At 69.4% G+C, this 15,119-nt stretch carries 16 protein-coding genes; 13 read left to right on the top strand and 3 right to left on the bottom strand.

What is annotated here, in order from left to right:
• The first annotated feature begins 55 nt into the window (after positions 1–55).
• From AC1DEY_RS09740 to AC1DEY_RS09710, 7 genes are all read left to right on the top strand, one after another.
• Entirely contained in the window at positions 56–1,027 is a 972-nt protein-coding gene (locus tag AC1DEY_RS09740; protein ID WP_476867762.1) for a co-chaperone YbbN, read from the top strand.
• Positions 1,027–2,127, top strand: coding sequence for an NADH:flavin oxidoreductase/NADH oxidase (locus tag AC1DEY_RS09735; RefSeq protein ID WP_476867761.1), 1,101 nt, complete (start codon positions 1,027–1,029; stop codon positions 2,125–2,127). The genes AC1DEY_RS09740 and AC1DEY_RS09735 overlap by 1 nt, the downstream gene beginning before the upstream one ends.
• A 154-nt stretch (positions 2,128–2,281) precedes the next feature.
• Positions 2,282–3,094: an ABC transporter ATP-binding protein gene (locus tag AC1DEY_RS09730; RefSeq protein ID WP_476867760.1), complete on the top strand. Its 813-nt coding sequence runs from the start codon at positions 2,282–2,284 to the stop codon at positions 3,092–3,094.
• Positions 3,076–4,647 (top strand): transporter, encoded by a 1,572-nt coding sequence (locus tag AC1DEY_RS09725; RefSeq protein ID WP_476867759.1) that lies wholly within the window; start codon positions 3,076–3,078, stop codon positions 4,645–4,647. Before AC1DEY_RS09730 ends, AC1DEY_RS09725 begins: the two co-directional genes overlap by 19 nt.
• Before the next feature lie 85 nt (positions 4,648–4,732).
• Positions 4,733–5,515: a glucosamine-6-phosphate deaminase gene (gene nagB, locus AC1DEY_RS09720; protein WP_476867758.1), complete on the top strand. Its 783-nt coding sequence runs from the start codon at positions 4,733–4,735 to the stop codon at positions 5,513–5,515.
• Between the two features lie 60 nt (positions 5,516–5,575).
• Entirely contained in the window at positions 5,576–5,893 is a 318-nt protein-coding gene (locus AC1DEY_RS09715; protein WP_370122952.1) for a DUF3039 domain-containing protein, read from the top strand.
• A 242-nt stretch (positions 5,894–6,135) separates the two neighbouring features.
• Positions 6,136–7,920: a DEAD/DEAH box helicase gene (locus tag AC1DEY_RS09710; protein ID WP_476867757.1), complete on the top strand. Its 1,785-nt coding sequence runs from the start codon at positions 6,136–6,138 to the stop codon at positions 7,918–7,920.
• 121 nt (positions 7,921–8,041) lie between these two features.
• Here the strand turns inward: AC1DEY_RS09710 and AC1DEY_RS09705 are convergent, their stop codons facing one another.
• The 3 genes from AC1DEY_RS09705 to AC1DEY_RS09695 form a co-directional block, all read right to left on the bottom strand.
• A complete protein-coding gene (locus tag AC1DEY_RS09705; protein WP_441407522.1) occupies positions 8,042–8,389 on the bottom strand; it encodes a hypothetical protein in 348 nt (115 codons plus the stop codon).
• 121 nt (positions 8,390–8,510) lie between these two features.
• Positions 8,511–9,194: an isochorismatase family protein gene (locus AC1DEY_RS09700; RefSeq protein ID WP_476867756.1), complete on the bottom strand. Its 684-nt coding sequence runs from the start codon at positions 9,192–9,194 to the stop codon at positions 8,511–8,513.
• Positions 9,195–10,523, bottom strand: a complete 1,329-nt coding sequence (locus tag AC1DEY_RS09695) for a nicotinate phosphoribosyltransferase (protein ID WP_476867755.1) — start codon at positions 10,521–10,523, stop codon at positions 9,195–9,197. It lies immediately after the preceding gene.
• A 154-nt stretch (positions 10,524–10,677) separates the two neighbouring features.
• Here AC1DEY_RS09695 and clpS point away from each other — a divergent pair, with 154 nt between their 5' ends.
• The 6 genes from clpS (at position 10,678) to rdgB (ending at position 15,029) form a co-directional block, all read left to right on the top strand.
• A complete protein-coding gene (gene clpS / locus AC1DEY_RS09690; protein ID WP_390204619.1) occupies positions 10,678–11,043 on the top strand; it encodes an ATP-dependent Clp protease adapter ClpS in 366 nt (121 codons plus the stop codon).
• Positions 11,036–11,602, top strand: coding sequence for a DUF2017 domain-containing protein (locus AC1DEY_RS09685; protein WP_441407525.1), 567 nt, complete (start codon positions 11,036–11,038; stop codon positions 11,600–11,602). Before clpS ends, AC1DEY_RS09685 begins: the two co-directional genes overlap by 8 nt.
• Positions 11,603–11,687: 85 nt before the next feature.
• Positions 11,688–12,740: a glutamate racemase gene (gene murI / locus AC1DEY_RS09680; protein WP_476867754.1), complete on the top strand. Its 1,053-nt coding sequence runs from the start codon at positions 11,688–11,690 to the stop codon at positions 12,738–12,740.
• Positions 12,737–13,534, top strand: a complete 798-nt coding sequence (locus AC1DEY_RS09675; RefSeq protein WP_390204622.1) for an MBL fold metallo-hydrolase — start codon at positions 12,737–12,739, stop codon at positions 13,532–13,534. The genes murI and AC1DEY_RS09675 overlap by 4 nt, the downstream gene beginning before the upstream one ends.
• 47 nt (positions 13,535–13,581) lie before the next feature.
• Positions 13,582–14,340 (top strand): ribonuclease PH, encoded by a 759-nt coding sequence (gene rph, locus AC1DEY_RS09670; RefSeq protein WP_377985165.1) that lies wholly within the window; start codon positions 13,582–13,584, stop codon positions 14,338–14,340.
• Positions 14,337–15,029, top strand: coding sequence for an RdgB/HAM1 family non-canonical purine NTP pyrophosphatase (gene rdgB / locus AC1DEY_RS09665; RefSeq protein WP_476867753.1), 693 nt, complete (start codon positions 14,337–14,339; stop codon positions 15,027–15,029). The genes rph and rdgB overlap by 4 nt, the downstream gene beginning before the upstream one ends.
• The last annotated feature ends 90 nt before the right edge of the window (positions 15,030–15,119 follow it).

The raw sequence follows: 15,119 nt of genomic DNA, 5'->3' as shown, positions 1-15,119 counted from the left end.
GACGCCGGCGGGCGCTGGTGGCGCCTGGCGGGACTTCAATGGCTAGAGTGGAGCTATGACAACGCCAGCTTCCCGCCCGGTCCCGCCAGTTGCCGCCAGCCCGCTGAACCTGCGCGGCGCCGTCGATCTTTCCGCTTTGAAACAGCGTCCCGCCCCCGCCGCGGCGGACGCCGGCGCCGCCGAGCAGGGCCGGCCGCTGCGTGTGGACGTGACCGAAGGCAACTTCCAGGAGCTCGTGCAGCTCTCGGCCCAGGTGCCCGTGGTGATCGCCCTCTGGGCCTCCTACTCGCCGGGTTCCGACCAGCTGGTGGACGTCCTCGAACGCATCGTCGAGAGCTACGACGGCCGCCTGGTCCTCGGGGCCGCCGACATCGACGTCTTCCCGGAGCTGGCCCAGGCCTTCCAGGTCCAGGCCGTGCCCACCGCCGTCGCCGTCGTCAAGGGCCAGCCCGTTCCGCTCTTCCAGGGCGGCGCGGACGAGCAGCAGGTACGCAGCCTGTTCGACGAACTCCTCAAGGTCGCGGCCGCCAACGGCGTGACCGGGCAGATCGGAGCCGGCGCCGCCGGCAACGGGAATCCCGCCGGGGAACCGGAGGCCCCGCCGCTGCCGCCGCTGCACCAGGAAGCATTCGACGCGATCGAGGCCGGCGACTACGCGGCCGCCGCCGCGGCCTACCGGCAGGCGCTGACCGAGATGCCCACCGACGCCGAGGCCAAGGCGGGCCTGGCGCAGGTGGAACTCATGGAGCGCCTGCAGTCCTTCTCCGGGCCCGAGGCAGATGACCTCCGCCGGCTCGCCGCCGATGAGCCGGACAACCTCGATGCCCAGCTCGGCGTCGCGGACCTGGACATCGCCGGTGGCCACATCGAGGACGGCCTTGGCCGGATCGTGACGTTCATCGGCCGGAACTTCGGCCCGGAACGGGAGACCGCCCGGGTCCGGCTGCTGGAACTCTTCGACGTCGTCGGCACCGGTGACGAGCGCGTCGCCAAGGCCCGCCAGGGACTGGCCCGGGTGCTGTTCTAGTGGGATCGGCCCTCTTCGCGCCGCTGGACCTGAGGTCCCTGCGGCTGCAGCACCGCGGCTGGGTGTCCCCGATGTGCCAGTACAGCTGCGAGACGGGGACCGGCGAGGGGGTGCCCACCGACTGGCACCTCATGCACCTGGGCTCCTTTGCCACCGGCGGAGCGGCCCTCATCCTCACCGAGGCCAACTCCGTGAACGCCGCAGGCAGGATCAGCCCCCGCGACGCCGGCCTCTACAACGATGACCAGGCCGCGGCCTGGGAACGCATCACCGCCTTCGTGCACCGCCACGGCACCGCAGAGGCCAAGATCGGCACACAGCTGGCGCATGCCGGCCGCAAGGCGTCCTCCTACTGGCCGTTCTCCGGCAAGACGGGCAGCGTGCCCGGGTCCGAGGGCGGCTGGGACACCGTGGGGCCAGGAACCGGTGCGTTCGACGGGTACGCGCCGCCGTCGGCCATGACCGAAGCGCAGATCGACGGCGTGATCGCCGACTTCGCCGCCGCAGCCGTACGGGCCGTCGATGCGGGGTTCGACACGATCGAAATCCATGGCGCCCACGGCTACCTGCTGCACCAGTTCCAGAGCCCGCTGGTCAATGACCGCACGGACCGCTGGGGCGGGGACGAGACCGGCCGGAACCGGCTCACGCTTGCCGTGGTGGACGCCGTCCGCGCCGTCATTCCGGACTCCATGCCCCTGTTGCTGCGGATCTCGGCCTCGGACTGGGCGCCGGGCGGCATCGAGGCCGAGGCCTCGGTCCGGATGGCGGGCGCCGCCGCGGAACGCGGAGTGGACCTGGTGGACGTTTCCAGCGGCGGGGCCGTTGCCCACCAGCAGATTCCCGTCGGCCCCGGCTACCAGACCGGGTTCTCGGCCCGGATCCGGCGCGAAACCGGGGTCAAGACCGGCACCGTGGGGCTCCTGACCTCGGCCGGGCAGGCCGAGCACGCGGTGGCCACCGGCCAGGCCGACGGCGTGTTCATCGCCCGGGCCGCGCTGCGGGACCCGCACTGGTGGCTGCGGGCCGCGTTCGAGCTTGGCCATGACCTTGCCTGGCCGCCGCAATACGAGCGCGCCAGGCCCCGGCACTCCTTCTAGCGCAGTCCAAGGCGGTACCTTCAGGGCTGTACGTCTTAGGGGCCTTACGTCTTAGGGCAGTAGGTCTTAGGGCAGTAGGTCTAAGGGCAGTACTCCAGGAACTTACGCCTTGCGGACGATCCTTTTCGCGCGCCGGGACGGTTAGTCTGGCGTCATGACTTTCCAGCCTCCGCTGCCGCCTGGCCCGTCGTCGCCGCCGGCGTCTGTCCTGCAGGTGCCTGCCTTGTCCCTGATCGGCCTCGCCAAGCGCTTCGGCGACAAAATCGCCGTCGACGGCATTAGCCTGGACGTCCCGGCCGGGTCCTTCTACGGGGTGGTCGGCCCTAACGGCGCCGGCAAAACCACCACGCTGTCCATGGCCACGGGCCTGCTGCGCCCCGACTTCGGGACCGCACTTGTTCACGGCGTCGACGTCTGGCAGCATCCCCTGCAAGCCAAGAAGCTGATGGGAATCCTGCCCGACGGCGTCCGGCTGTTCGACCGCCTCAGCGGCGAACAGCTGGTCACCTACGCCGGCCTGCTGCGCGGGATGGACCGGGAAATGGTGGCGTCGCGGGTGGCGGAACTGCTCGCCGCGCTGGACCTCGGCAACGACGCCGGCACGCTGGTGGTGGACTACTCCGCCGGCATGACCAAGAAGATCGCGCTGGCCTCGGCGCTGATCCACGCCCCGCGGCTCCTGGTCCTGGACGAGCCGTTCGAATCGGTGGATCCCATCTCGGCGGCGAACATCCGCGACATCCTGGAACGCTACGTTTCCTCGGGCGGAACCGTCATCGTCTCCAGCCACGTCATGGACCTGGTCCAGCGCATGTGCGACCACGTTGCCGTCGTCGCCGGCGGCCGGGTGCTGGCCGCCGGCACCGTGGAGGACGTCCGTGCCGGGGCCAGCCTCGAGGACCGCTTCGTGCAGCTCGTGGGCGGCCGGAACCACACGGAAGGCCTGGAATGGTTGCGCACCTTCTAAGGCTCAAACTGACCCTGCTGCGCAACAGCGTCCGGCGCAGCCCGTGGCAGCTGGTAGGCCTCGGAATCGGTGCCCTGTATGCCCTGGGTTTGGTCGGCATTTGCGCGGCCGGGCTCCTGGTCCTCCGCGGCCAGGAAATCGAGCTCGCGCAGACCGTGGTGGTCCTGGGCGGCGCGGCGGCCCTGCTGGGCTGGGCCATCATCCCCGTCGCGGTCTCCGCGGCAGACATGACCCTGGACCCGGCCCGCTTCACCACCTTCGCCGTGCCCATGCCGCAGCTGCTGGCGGGGCTGGCGCTGGGCGGCCTGATCGGCATACCGGGCCTTGCGACCTCGCTGGTGGCGCTCGCCACCGTGGGCACGTGGTCCCGCAGCGTGCCTGCCGCGGCCGGCGCGCTCGTCGGCGCGGCACTGGGCGTGCTGAGCTGCGTGGTGCTCTCCAAGGTCGTGACCACCGCGACAGCCGGCCTGGCCAGCTCCCGGCGCTTCAAGGACATCAGCGCCGTCGCCTTCCTGATTCCGCTGGTCCTGACGGGCCCCATCCTGGCGGGGATCGCGAAGGGAATTGCCGATTCCGGCGATTTCCTGGCCGGACTGGCCCGGACACTGTCCTGGACGCCCGCCGGGGCCGCGTTCTCGCTCGGCGGCGAGCTGGCCGCCGGCCATTACGGTGCGGCTGCCGCGAAATTCCTCATCGCCGTGGCCACGCTGGCTGGCCTGGCCGTGGCGTGGAAGGTCCTGTTGCAGCGGGCCCTGGTGACACCGCCCTACGCGGGGACCTCCAAACGGCGGACCGGTGGCGCGGGCCTGTTCAGGCTGCTCCCGGCGACGCCGGCCGCCGCCGTCGCCGCCAGGTGCCTGTACTACTGGCTCCGGGACCCCCGCTACGCCGGCGCGCTGGTGGTGGTTCCGCTCCTGCCCGTGCTGTTCCTGTTCCAGGGCAGCCAGAGCGGGTTCTATGGCCCGTTCCAGTTCGTGGGGCCGCTGACGGCCTTCCTGCTGGCCTGGTCCATTTCCACGGACGTCTCCTATGACAGCACCGCGTTTGCCCTGCACGTGGCCACCGGTGTGCGCGGCGCCGACGACCGGCTTGGCCGGGCACTGGCGTGCCTGAGCTTCGCGCTGCCCGTGGTGCTTATCTTCAGCGTCGGCCCGTTCTTCGTCACCGGCGACTGGGACAAGCTGCCCGCTGTCCTGGGCCTCTCGCTCGGCGTCCTGTTCACCGGCCTGGGCCTGGCCTCGGTGATCTCGGCGCGCTACACCGTCAGCGTCCCGCTGCCGGGGGACAGCCCCTTCAAGAAGCCGCCGGGAAACGTGGCCCAGACACTCGCCGTGCAGTTCGGCGGCATGGGCATCCTCATGGTCCTCGTCGCGCCCGAAGCGGCGCTCGTAGCCGCGCAGTTCATCACCGGCAGCCCCGTGCCGGGCTGGATCGCGCTGGTCCTGGGCCCCGCGCTGGGCCTGGCCCTGTTCACCGTCGGTGTCCGGGCCGGCGGAGCATGGCTGGACCGGCGGGCACCGGAGCTGCTGGCACAACTGGCCGTCAACCGCTGACGGGTGCATGCTGGGAGTGCGCAGCATCGGGACTGTGCAGTATCCGGACAGCGCAGTCTCGAGCACCCGGCAAAAGGCAGGGACCATGGAAGTTGTGATCCTTCCCGCCAGCAAGCAGATCGCGTCGCTGGCGGCGGATGCGGTGGAGGCCCTTCTTCGCCGCAAACCCGACGCCGTGCTGGGCCTGGCCACGGGGTCCACGCCGCTGCCGATCTACGGTGAGCTGGCCCTGCGGCACGAGCGCCACGGCCTGGATTTCAGCCAGGCTCAGGCCTTCGCCCTGGACGAGTACGTGGGCCTGCCGGCGGGCCACCCGGAGTCCTACCGTGAGGTGATCGCGCGCGAATTCACCGCGCGGGTCAACATCAGCCCGGCCAACGTCCACGTGCCCGACGGCGCCGCGGAGGACATCCCGGCTGCCTGCCGGGCCTATGAGGACGCCATCCGCGCCGCCGGGGGCGTTGACCTGCAGCTGCTCGGCGTCGGAACGGACGGCCACATCGGCTTCAACGAGCCAGGCTCCTCCCTGACCTCCCGGACGCGGATCAAGACCCTGATCGAGCAGACACGCCGGGACAACGCGCGTTTTTTCGGCAGCCTGGCCGATGTGCCGCATCACGTCCTGACCCAGGGCCTGGGCACCATCCTGGATGCCCGCCACGTCATCCTGGCCGCCACCGGTGCGCAAAAGGCCCAGGCCGTCCGGGATCTCGTGGAGGGCCCCGTCGCCGCCATCTGTGCGGCGTCCGTGCTGCAGCTGCACCCGCATGCCACCATCCTCGTGGACGAGGCGGCGGCGTCGTCGCTGCGGCTGGCGGACTACTACCGCCACAGCTATGAGCACAAACCGGCCTGGCAGGGCCTGTAGGCTCGCGCGGCGCGGTCCCGCAGGTCCGGCGGGGCCCATCCAACGGCTAAGATGGGTGTCATGACTAGCATGACCGATCCTCTCGAAAACGATCCGATGCGCGAGCTCTCCGGAGCCGGGACGTCAACGGCCACGATCGAGCGCGAGGAACTGCGCCAGGAAGTGGAACCCGGCGACCGGGAACGCTTCTCGCACTACGTGCGCAAGGAAAAGATCATGGAATCGGCGCTGACCGGTGAACCGGTCATCGCGCTCTGCGGCAAGGTCTGGACACCGGGCCGGGACCCGCAGAAGTTCCCCGTCTGCCCCGAATGCAAGGAAGTTTACGAGGGCCTGCGCCCCGGAAACGACGGCGGCAAGGGCTCCGGCGACAAGTAACGCTTCGCACGGGATCCGCTAGCCGTCCCTGGTCCGGCGTCTTTTGACGGCACTTCCTCTTGGCACGTCTTTTTTGCGCTTCTTCAGGTGCGTTGCCGCGCCGCTGTGTTCTTCCTGTTCTCCTGTTTCCGGTCCCTGCTGTCCGGTTTCTGCCTTACGGTCCATCCGAAAAAGATTGGTGTTTTTGTGCTTAATTGGGTTTCCCCGTCGGCTGCAGCCAGGCGCGGATGGAGGGCGCCTCAATGACAGAGACACTTTTCGGCGGCCCCACCCTTCCTCCCGCGTATCCCGAGCGGGCAGCCTGGGGCACCGCCCCCAAGCTGCGCGCCTGGCAGCAGGAGGCGCTGGACAACTATTTCAGCATCCATCCCAAGGATTTCCTCGCCGTCGCGACCCCCGGCGCGGGTAAGACGACGTTCGCCCTGCGCGTGGCGTCCATGCTCATCGACTCCGGTGTGGTCAACCGCGTGACCATCGTGGCGCCGACCGACCACCTGAAGCGCCAGTGGGCCGACGCGGCTGCCAAGGTGGGCATCGCGATCGACCCGAACTTCAAGAACGCCGACGGCCAGCACGGCCGCGGGTTCATCGGCGTCGCGGTGACGTACGCCCAGGTGGCCAGCAAGCCCATGCTCCACCGGGCGAAGACCGAAGCCGCGCGCACGCTGGTGATCCTGGACGAGATCCACCACGGCGGCGAGGCCCTCTCCTGGGGTGACGGCCTCCGCGAGGCGTTCGACCCCGCGGCCCGCCGGCTCTCCCTGACCGGCACCCCGTTCCGTTCCGACACCTCGCCCATCCCGTTCGTGGAGTACGCCGAGGACCGGGACGGGATCCGGCGCTCCAAGGCCGACTACACCTACGGCTACGGCAAGGCCCTGCGCGACCACGTGGTCCGCCCGGTCATGTTCATGGCGTACTCCGGCCAGATGCGCTGGCGCACGAGTGCCGGAGACGAAATGGCCGCATCGCTCGGCGAGTCGGCCGTCACGAAGGACATCACCTCACAGGCCTGGCGGACCGCGCTGAACCCGGCCGGCGAATGGATCCCCGCCGTCCTCGCCGGCGCGGACAAACGGCTCAGCGAAGTCCGCCGCAGTGTCCCGGATGCCGGCGGCCTGGTCATCGCCACCGACCACGAGGACGCCCGCGCGTACGCCGGGCAGCTGAAGAAGATCACCGGCGAGTCGCCCACCGTCATCCTTTCCGACGACGCCAAGGCCTCCAGCAAGATCGAGGAATTCACCGCCAGCGAGAAGCGCTGGATGGTGGCCGTCCGGATGGTCTCCGAAGGCGTGGACGTCCCGCGGCTGTCCGTCGGCGTCTATGCCACCTCGACGTCCACCCCGCTGTTCTTCGCCCAGGCCGTGGGACGTTTCGTGCGTGCCCGCAAGCGCGGCGAGACGGCGTCGGTCTTCCTGCCCTCCGTCCCGCAGCTGATGGCGCTGGCCAACTCGATGGAGGCCGAGCGCGACCACGCCCTGGACCGCCCCGAGAAGGAGGACAGCGACGGGCTGTTCAATCCCGAGGACTCGCTCATGGAGGAGGCGAACCGCGAGGAAAAGGCCTCCGACTCGCTGATGAAGGGCAAGTTCGAGGCCCTGGACTCCCAGGCGTCCTTTGACCGGGTGCTCTTCGACGGTGGCGAGTTCGGCACGGGCGGCGAGGTGGGCTCGGAGGACGAGCTCGACTTCCTCGGAATCCCGGGCCTGCTGGACGCCGACCAGGTGGGCACGCTGCTGCGCCAGCGCCAGCACGAACAGCTCAACCGGAAAAACAAGCGCACCCCGCAGGCTGGCGCCGAACCGGCGGCCCCGGCCGTGCCGGACCACCGGATGCTCATGGACCTGCGCGCCGAGCTGGCCAAGAACGTGGCCGCGTGGTCGGCCCGGACCGGGACCCCACACGGCGTCATCCACACCAAGCTACGGACCGTCTGCGGCGGCCCCGCCGTCGCGCAGGCCAATGAGGAACAGCTGCAGACCCGCCTGCGGAAGCTCCAGGACTGGTTCATCGGCCGGAAATAGCCGCCGGCCAACGCACAGGGCCAACGCGCAGGTCCACAGCAAAGCTCGAAAGTACAGCGCAAAAGCAGAGGGACCAGGCCGACGGCCTGGTCCCTCCGCTGTGTCTAACGGGGCGTGTCGGCTACTGGCCGCTGCCGCAGACCTGGCCGTATTTCTGGCCTGCCGCGGTGTAGTCCGCCTTCATGTCCTCGAGCTTGGCTGTGTCCGGTGAGGGCTTGGCCGACTCGTCGAAGTATTCGATGATGGTCTGCAGCGGCGCCCGCAGGTCATCGGAGGCCGCCGCCTTGATGGGCCGCAGCTGGTTGGCGACCCTGGTCATGCCGGCCTTGTCCGACGTCGCCGACTGGGCAGAGACCACGGTCTTGACCCGGGCGCAGGTTTCCTCGTTGCTCAGCTGCGGCGCGGCCGAGCAGCCGGCCGCGCCGAGCAGCGCGCCAGCGGCAATCAGAACGGTCAGGGTCTTCTTCATGGTGTACTCCGGGGTTCTACGGGTAAGACGATAGGGCAACGGTTTCGAGTCTACTTTGGCGGCGGCCTTTTCCCGCCAGCTGTTGCGGGCCGCACGGCCCGGGGGAGAGGAGCGCAGGCGCTCAGAGGACATCGACGCCGCCGAGCTCCATCTCGGCCACGGCGTCGTCGAGGTCGTCGGAAATACCGACCGTCAGGCCGCGCAGCACCGTGACGGAGTAGCCGGCCTGCACCGCATCCAGGGCGGTCGCCTTGACGCAGTAGTCCGTGGCGATTCCCACCACCACGATGTCTTCCACGTCGTGGCTCTGCAGCCAGTCATCCAGCCCGATCGCCTCCTCGCCGGCGGCGAAATCAGTGCCGGCGAAAGCACTGGAGGCTGAAGAACCCGGGGCGTCCTCGGTGCCGGTTCCGGACACGGGCATGGCGCCGGGTTTCCGGTCCCCGGTGGGGACATCGTCCTCGGGGGCCAGCAGCCCTTCGAAGCCGGAATACGCCGCGGCGAACTGGCCCTTGCGGAAGTAGGCCTGGATGTATTCGGGATCGAGGTCCGGATGCAGTTCGGCACCGCGGGTGCCCGCCACGCAGTGCGGCGGCCAGCTGTCCACGTGGTCGGGTTCCTCGGAGAAATGCGCGCCCGGATCGATGTGCCAGTCCTGGGTGGCCACGACGTGGTCGAACTGGCCGTGGTGGGCGTCAACGTACTCGCTGATCTCGCCGGCGAGTTCCGCCCCGCCGGTGACGGGCAGGGCGCCTCCCTCACAGAAATCGTTCTGGACGTCGACAATGATCAGGGCGCGGGACATTCAGTCCTCCTCGTAGATGGTGGGGATGGCCGCTTCGCCGCGCTGGAGCCGGTTGACCACAGCGGGGAGCTCCTTCATGGTCTCCGCGTGGCGCCGCCGGGCGCGCTGGACCCCTTCGGGTCCGGTCCACCCCGGCAGGACCTCGCCGTTCTTGACGAACTGCTGCAGCAGCGGACGGTCGTTGCCGTCGTCCTCCGGGTGATGGCCGACGCCGACGATTTCGGCGGTGGCGGTCCCGCGTTCGTTGAGCTTGCGCAGCGCGTACTTGCGCCCGCCCTTGCTGGCCTTGTTCTTGGCTGCTTTGGCGACGGAGATGAACTCGCCGTCGCCGTCGGTGCGGCTGACAAGCTTGTAGACCATGCTGGCCGTCGGTGCCCCGGAACCGGTGACGAGCGAGGTGCCCACGCCGTAGGAGTCCACCGGCGCGGACTGAAGCGCGGCGATGGCGAACTCGTCGAGATCCGAGGTCACCACGATCTTGGTGCGGTCGTTGCCGAGCTCGTCGAGCAACTGCCGGACCCACTGGGCCTGGGCCACGAGGTCACCGGAGTCCAGGCGGACTGCGCCCAGCTTGTCCCCGGCGAGGTCGACGGCGGTGCGGACGGCCGCTTCGACGTCGTACGTGTCCACCAGGAGTGAGGTGTCCGGCCCGAAGGCGGCAATCTGGGCCTCGAAGGCCTCGCGTTCGGAGTCGTGCAGGAGGGTGAAGGAGTGGGCGGCCGTGCCGACGGTCTTCAGCCCGTAGCGCAATCCGGCCTCCAGGTTCGAGGTGCTGTCGAACCCGGCGATGACCGCGGCCCGGGCAGCTGCGGCCGCCGACTCCTCGTGCGTCCGGCGCGAGCCCATCTCGATGCACGGGCGGGTGCCGGCGGCGGAGATCATCCGGGAGGCGGCGGAGGCGATCGCGCAGTCGTGGTTGAGCACGGAGAGCAGGTAGGTCTCCAGGATGCAGGCCTCGGCAAAGGTGGATTCGACGATCAGCACGGGGGAGTTCGGGAAGTACGCTTCACCCTCCGGATAGCCCCAGATGTCGCCGGAAAAGCTGTAACCGGCCAGGTAGTCCAGGGTCTGGTCGTTGACCACCTTGGTGCGGCGCAGGTAGTCCAGTTCCGGCTCGCCGAAGCGGAAGTTCGCGATCCCCTCCAGCAGGCGGCCGGTGCCCGCCACGATCCCGTAGCGGCGCCCGTCCGGCAGCCTCCGGGCAAAGGCCTCGAAGACGGATTTCCGGTGTGCCGCGCCGGACTGCAAAGCACCCTGCAGCATCGTCAGCTCGTAGTGGTCGGTGTACAGGGACGTGCGGGGACGGTCCCAGCCAGCTGAGGTACTCACAAATTCACTCTAGTCCCCACCGGCTCCCGCGTCTCGCTCCGCTTCGCAGCGGGGCCCTCGCCGGCGTGGGCCCACCCACCGGCTCCCTCGTCTCGCTTCGCTTCGCCGTGGGGCCCTCGCCGGCGTGGGCCCAGCCTCCCCATAGAATGGACAGATGACCCTCAGCGTTGCGCTCGGCCCCGACACACGGGAGAGCACCCAGACCGGAACAGTGACGTCAGGCGACGTCCTGACGGCCCCGGACATCCCTTGGAACCTCGTGATCTGGAACGATCCGGTGAACCTGATGAGCTACGTGAGCTACGTGTTCCGCAGCTATTTCGGCTACTCGGAGACCAAGGCCAACAAACTCATGATGGAGGTCCACAAGAAGGGACGCTCGATCGTGGCGCACGGGAGCAAAGAGCAGGTGGAGCAGCACGCCGTAGCCATGCATGGCTACGGCCTCTGGGCGACGGTGGAAAAAGCCACCGGCGGCAGCGGGAGCGGTTCGGGCAAAGGCAAAGGAAAACGTGGCTAAGGCATTCAAGTACGGGCTCAAGGGCATCCGGGGCTTTCTCGAGCCGGCCGAGCGGGAGCTGCTGCGCAGCCTTTTCGACGACGTGATCTCCATGCTCGAGCCCGAGGAGCGCGCCAACGAGGACCCACTGGCCGCCCTGGTGGGGCTGGACGCAGAAGCCCGCGAACCCTCGGACCGCGCCCTGCGGCGGTTGCTGCCGAACGTGGTGAAGAACGACGCCGACGCCTCCCTGGAGTTCCGCCGCTATACGGAGCGCTCGCTGCGCGAAAGCAAGATCGGCGCGCTGAAGGCGGCCGCCCTGAGCCTGGACCGGGAGGACCTCGTGCTGACCCAGGCCGACGCCGGGCACTGGGCCACCGCACTCAACGATGTCCGGCTGGTGCTCGCCGAACGCCTCGACATCCGCGACGACGCCGACGCGGACAACGTCCACCTCATGCAGGACTGGTCCCAGGCCGAGGACGTCGAAAGCTACCTGGCCCTGGTGTACAACTTCACCACCTGGCTGCAGGAGTCGCTGGTCCAGGCCATGGTGCACTCGCTCGATGCCCGGCGCTGAGCGCGAGGGTGTGACCTACGAGACACGAGTTGAGCGCCACAATGTGATGGCCGCTCCGCAAGCGTTGTCCTATCCTCGAATAATCATGACTTCAGCATCGAATATGGATCCGGCAGGGGCTGCTGCGGACTCCCCAGCCCGCAACAACGCAACGGCCCCCACCGGGCCCGAACCGGCTTTGGAGCTGGGGTCGCGGCCCATTGGCGTCTTCGACTCCGGCGTGGGCGGCCTCACCGTGGCCCGGTCCATCATCGACCAGCTGCCCAACGAATCTATCCTCTATGTCGGGGACACGGCGCACGGCCCCTACGGGCCCCTTCCCATCGCCGAAGTCCGGGCCAACGCCCTCGGTGTCATGGACGAACTCGTGGATTCCGGCGTCAAGCTCCTGACCATTGCCTGCAACTCTGCATCCGCCGCCGTGCTGCGCGACGCCCGCGAACGCTATACGGCCCGCTACGGGATCCCGGTCATCGAAGTGATCCAGCCGGCCGTCCGCCGCGCCGTCGCTGCCACCCGCACGGGCCGGGTGGGCGTGATCGGGACCTCGGCCACGGTGGGCTCGCGCGCCTACGAGGACACCTTCGCCGCGGCTCCGGACCTGGAGATCACGTCCGTGGCCTGCCCCGCGTTCGTGCCATACGTGGAGGCCGGGATCACCACGGGACCGGAACTGCTCGCCGTCGCCCGCGAGTACCTGGCGCCGCTCATTGCCGCCGGGGTGGACACAGTGGTGCTCGGCTGCACGCACTACCCGCTGCTGACCGGCGTGATCTCCTTCGTCCTGGGCGAGGACGTCACATTGGTTTCCAGCGCCGAGGAAACGGCCAAGGACGTCTACCGGGCCCTGGCCTCCCGGGGCCTGGAGCGCACCGACGCCACGGCCCCCGAACACAATTTCATTGCCACCGGCGACGCCGCCCAGTTCGAGCACCTCGCCCGGCGCTTCCTTGGCCCCGAGGTCCTCAGCGTCCGCCACGTGGACCACGTCGCGGCGCAGTACCCCACCGGCAGCCTCGCCCGGATCACCCCGGAAATGATTGCCGCGGCGCAGTCCGCCGCCGCGCAGGCCGGTGCCGTCCGGCCGCGGATCTCGAACTTCGTGGGCGGATCCGCGGGCGGGGGAACACTGCTGTGAAGCTGACTATCGTGGGTTGTACCGGGTCCTTCCCGGGGCCCGGCTCGCCGGCGTCGTGCTATCTGCTGACCGCCAACGACGGCGAGCGGAACTGGAAGATCGTCCTGGACCTCGGCAGCGGGGCGCTCGGCGCCATCCAGCGCTACACGGACCTGGAGGACATCGACGCCATTTTCCTCACCCACCTGCACCCGGACCACTGCATGGACCTGTGCGGGCTCCACGTTGCCGTGCGCTGGAAGCCAGGCGGCTGGGGACGGGGCAGGATCCCGGTGTGGGGACCGGCCGCGACGGCCGACCGGATGGCCACGGCGTACGGCCTGGACCTGGATCCGGGCATGCACGAGGAATTCGACTTCAGCAACTGGTCCGAGCGCAAGCCGGTGACCCTCGGCCCGTTCACCGTGACGCCCTACGCGGTGAACCACCCGGTCGAGGAGGCCTACGCCCTACGTGTGGAGGTCACCGAGCCCGCCAAGGACGGCACGCCCGTGACCCGCATCCTGAGCTACTCCGGGGACACGGATTCCTGCGCGGGCCTTGAGGACTCCGCCCGCGACGCCGATCTCTTCCTGTGCGAGGCGGCCTTCGAGGAAGGCCGCGACGACGCGATCAAGGACGTCCACTTGACCGGCAAGCGGGCGGGGGAGGCCGCCGTCGCCGCCGGGGCGCGGCGGCTGCTGCTGACGCACATTCCGGTCTGGACGTCCCCGACCACCGTCATGGCCGAGGCCAAGGAGGTCTTCGGCAAGGACGTGGCCGTCGCCGTCGCGGGCGTGCACTACACCGTTTAGCCGGCCGCCCGCGCGGGCGGCACCGGGCGAGTCGATAAGCTAAAGGCATGACTTCCCAAGCTCCCAGTGTTCCCGTAATCCGTGCCGACGGCCGTACTCCCGACCAGCTGCGTCCGATCAGCATCACCCGCGGCTGGTCCAAGCAAGCCGAGGGTTCGGCCCTGATCGAGTTCGGCAACACCAGGGTCCTGTGCACGGCCTCCCTGACGGAGGGCGTTCCGCGCTGGCTCAAGGGCGAAGGCCGTGGCTGGGTCACCGCCGAGTACGCCATGCTGCCCCGGGCCACGAACACCCGGTCCGACCGTGAATCGGTCAAGGGCAAGATCGGCGGCCGCACCCACGAGATCTCACGGCTGATCGGCCGCTCGCTGCGCTCCATCATCGACACCAAAGCCCTGGGCGAAATCACCATCGTGCTGGACTGCGATGTCCTGCAGGCCGACGGCGGCACCCGCACCGCGGCCATCACCGGCGCCTACGTGGCACTCGCGGACGCCATCCGCTTCGCCCGGGAGAAGAAGATGATCGGCCGCAACGCCGAGCCCCTGATCGACACGATCGCCGCCGTGTCCGTCGGCATCATCGACGGCGTACCGATGCTCGACCTGCCCTACGTCGAAGACGTGCGCGCCGAGACCGACATGAACGTGGTGGTGACCGGCTCCGGCAAGTTCGTCGAAGTCCAGGGCACCGCCGAGGGCGCACCGTTCGACCGTGACGAGCTGAACAAGCTGCTGGACCTGGCGCTGCTGGGCACCGAGCAGCTCGCCGCCATCCAGCGCGACACCCTGGCGGAGGCCCCGTGACGGACGCGCCGTCCACGGGAGCGCCCGCTGTGGGCGGCCCGGCCGCTGACGGCCCCGCCCCGCGGCTCGTGCTCGCCACCCACAACAAGGGCAAGCTCCGCGAACTCCGCGAACTGCTCCGCGGCCAGGTGCCCGGGCTCGACGTCGACACGCAGGTGGTGGACGCCGGCGCCGTCGGGGCCCCCGACGTCGCCGAAACCGGCGTGACTTTCGCCGAAAACTCGCTGCTGAAGGCGCGGGCCGTGGCCGAGGCCACCGGGCTGGTGGCGATCGCCGACGACTCCGGACTTTCCGTGGACGTCCTCGGCGGAGCGCCCGGGATCTTCTCGGCGCGCTGGTCCGGCCGGCACGGCGACGACGCCGCGAACCTCCAGCTCTTGCTCGCCCAGCTGTCCGACGTGCCGGACGAATACCGGGGGGCCGCCTTTGTCTGCGCCGCAGCGCTGGCCGTGCCCGGGTCCTCGCCCGACGGCGGCCGGGAAGTCGTCGAATACGGGCAGCTGGAAGGGACTCTCCTGCGGGAACCGCGCGGCGAGGGTGGCTTCGGCTACGACCCCGTCCTGCAGCCGAGCGGGCTGGACCGCAGCTGCGCCGAGCTCAGCTCCGAGGAGAAGAACGCCATCAGCCACCGGGGCCATGCGTTCCGGGCACTGCTGCCGGCCATCGTCGAGGCCCTGTCCGGGAAATAGCCTGCAGGCGTTCTCGCGGCCGGCATCAGACGGCGGCAGGCCTTAGACGAAGGAAGGCGCCCCACATAGTGGGGCGCCTTCCTTCGTTTA

Source organism: Arthrobacter sp. 05T47, assembly GCF_056395825.1.
The sequence above is the reverse complement of the archived record's forward strand: the minus strand, read 5'-3'. Positions and strand labels throughout refer to the sequence as shown.

Excerpts from the sequence above, each read along its gene's own strand:
- murI (WP_476867754.1), top strand. The coding sequence starts at position 11,688 with ATGACTTCAGCATCGAATATGGATCCGGCAGGGGCTGCTGCGGACTCC.
- AC1DEY_RS09705 (WP_441407522.1), bottom strand. The coding sequence starts at position 8,389 with ATGAAGAAGACCCTGACCGTTCTGATTGCCGCTGGCGCGCTGCTCGGC.
- AC1DEY_RS09725 (WP_476867759.1), top strand. The coding sequence starts at position 3,076 with ATGGTTGCGCACCTTCTAAGGCTCAAACTGACCCTGCTGCGCAACAGC.
- nagB (WP_476867758.1), top strand. The coding sequence starts at position 4,733 with ATGGAAGTTGTGATCCTTCCCGCCAGCAAGCAGATCGCGTCGCTGGCG.
- clpS (WP_390204619.1), top strand. The coding sequence starts at position 10,678 with ATGACCCTCAGCGTTGCGCTCGGCCCCGACACACGGGAGAGCACCCAG.
- AC1DEY_RS09730 (WP_476867760.1), top strand. The coding sequence starts at position 2,282 with ATGACTTTCCAGCCTCCGCTGCCGCCTGGCCCGTCGTCGCCGCCGGCG.
- AC1DEY_RS09740 (WP_476867762.1), top strand. The coding sequence starts at position 56 with ATGACAACGCCAGCTTCCCGCCCGGTCCCGCCAGTTGCCGCCAGCCCG.
- rph (WP_377985165.1), top strand. The coding sequence starts at position 13,582 with ATGACTTCCCAAGCTCCCAGTGTTCCCGTAATCCGTGCCGACGGCCGT.
- AC1DEY_RS09710 (WP_476867757.1), top strand. The coding sequence starts at position 6,136 with ATGACAGAGACACTTTTCGGCGGCCCCACCCTTCCTCCCGCGTATCCC.
- AC1DEY_RS09715 (WP_370122952.1), top strand. The coding sequence starts at position 5,576 with ATGACTAGCATGACCGATCCTCTCGAAAACGATCCGATGCGCGAGCTC.
- AC1DEY_RS09700 (WP_476867756.1), bottom strand. The coding sequence starts at position 9,194 with ATGTCCCGCGCCCTGATCATTGTCGACGTCCAGAACGATTTCTGTGAG.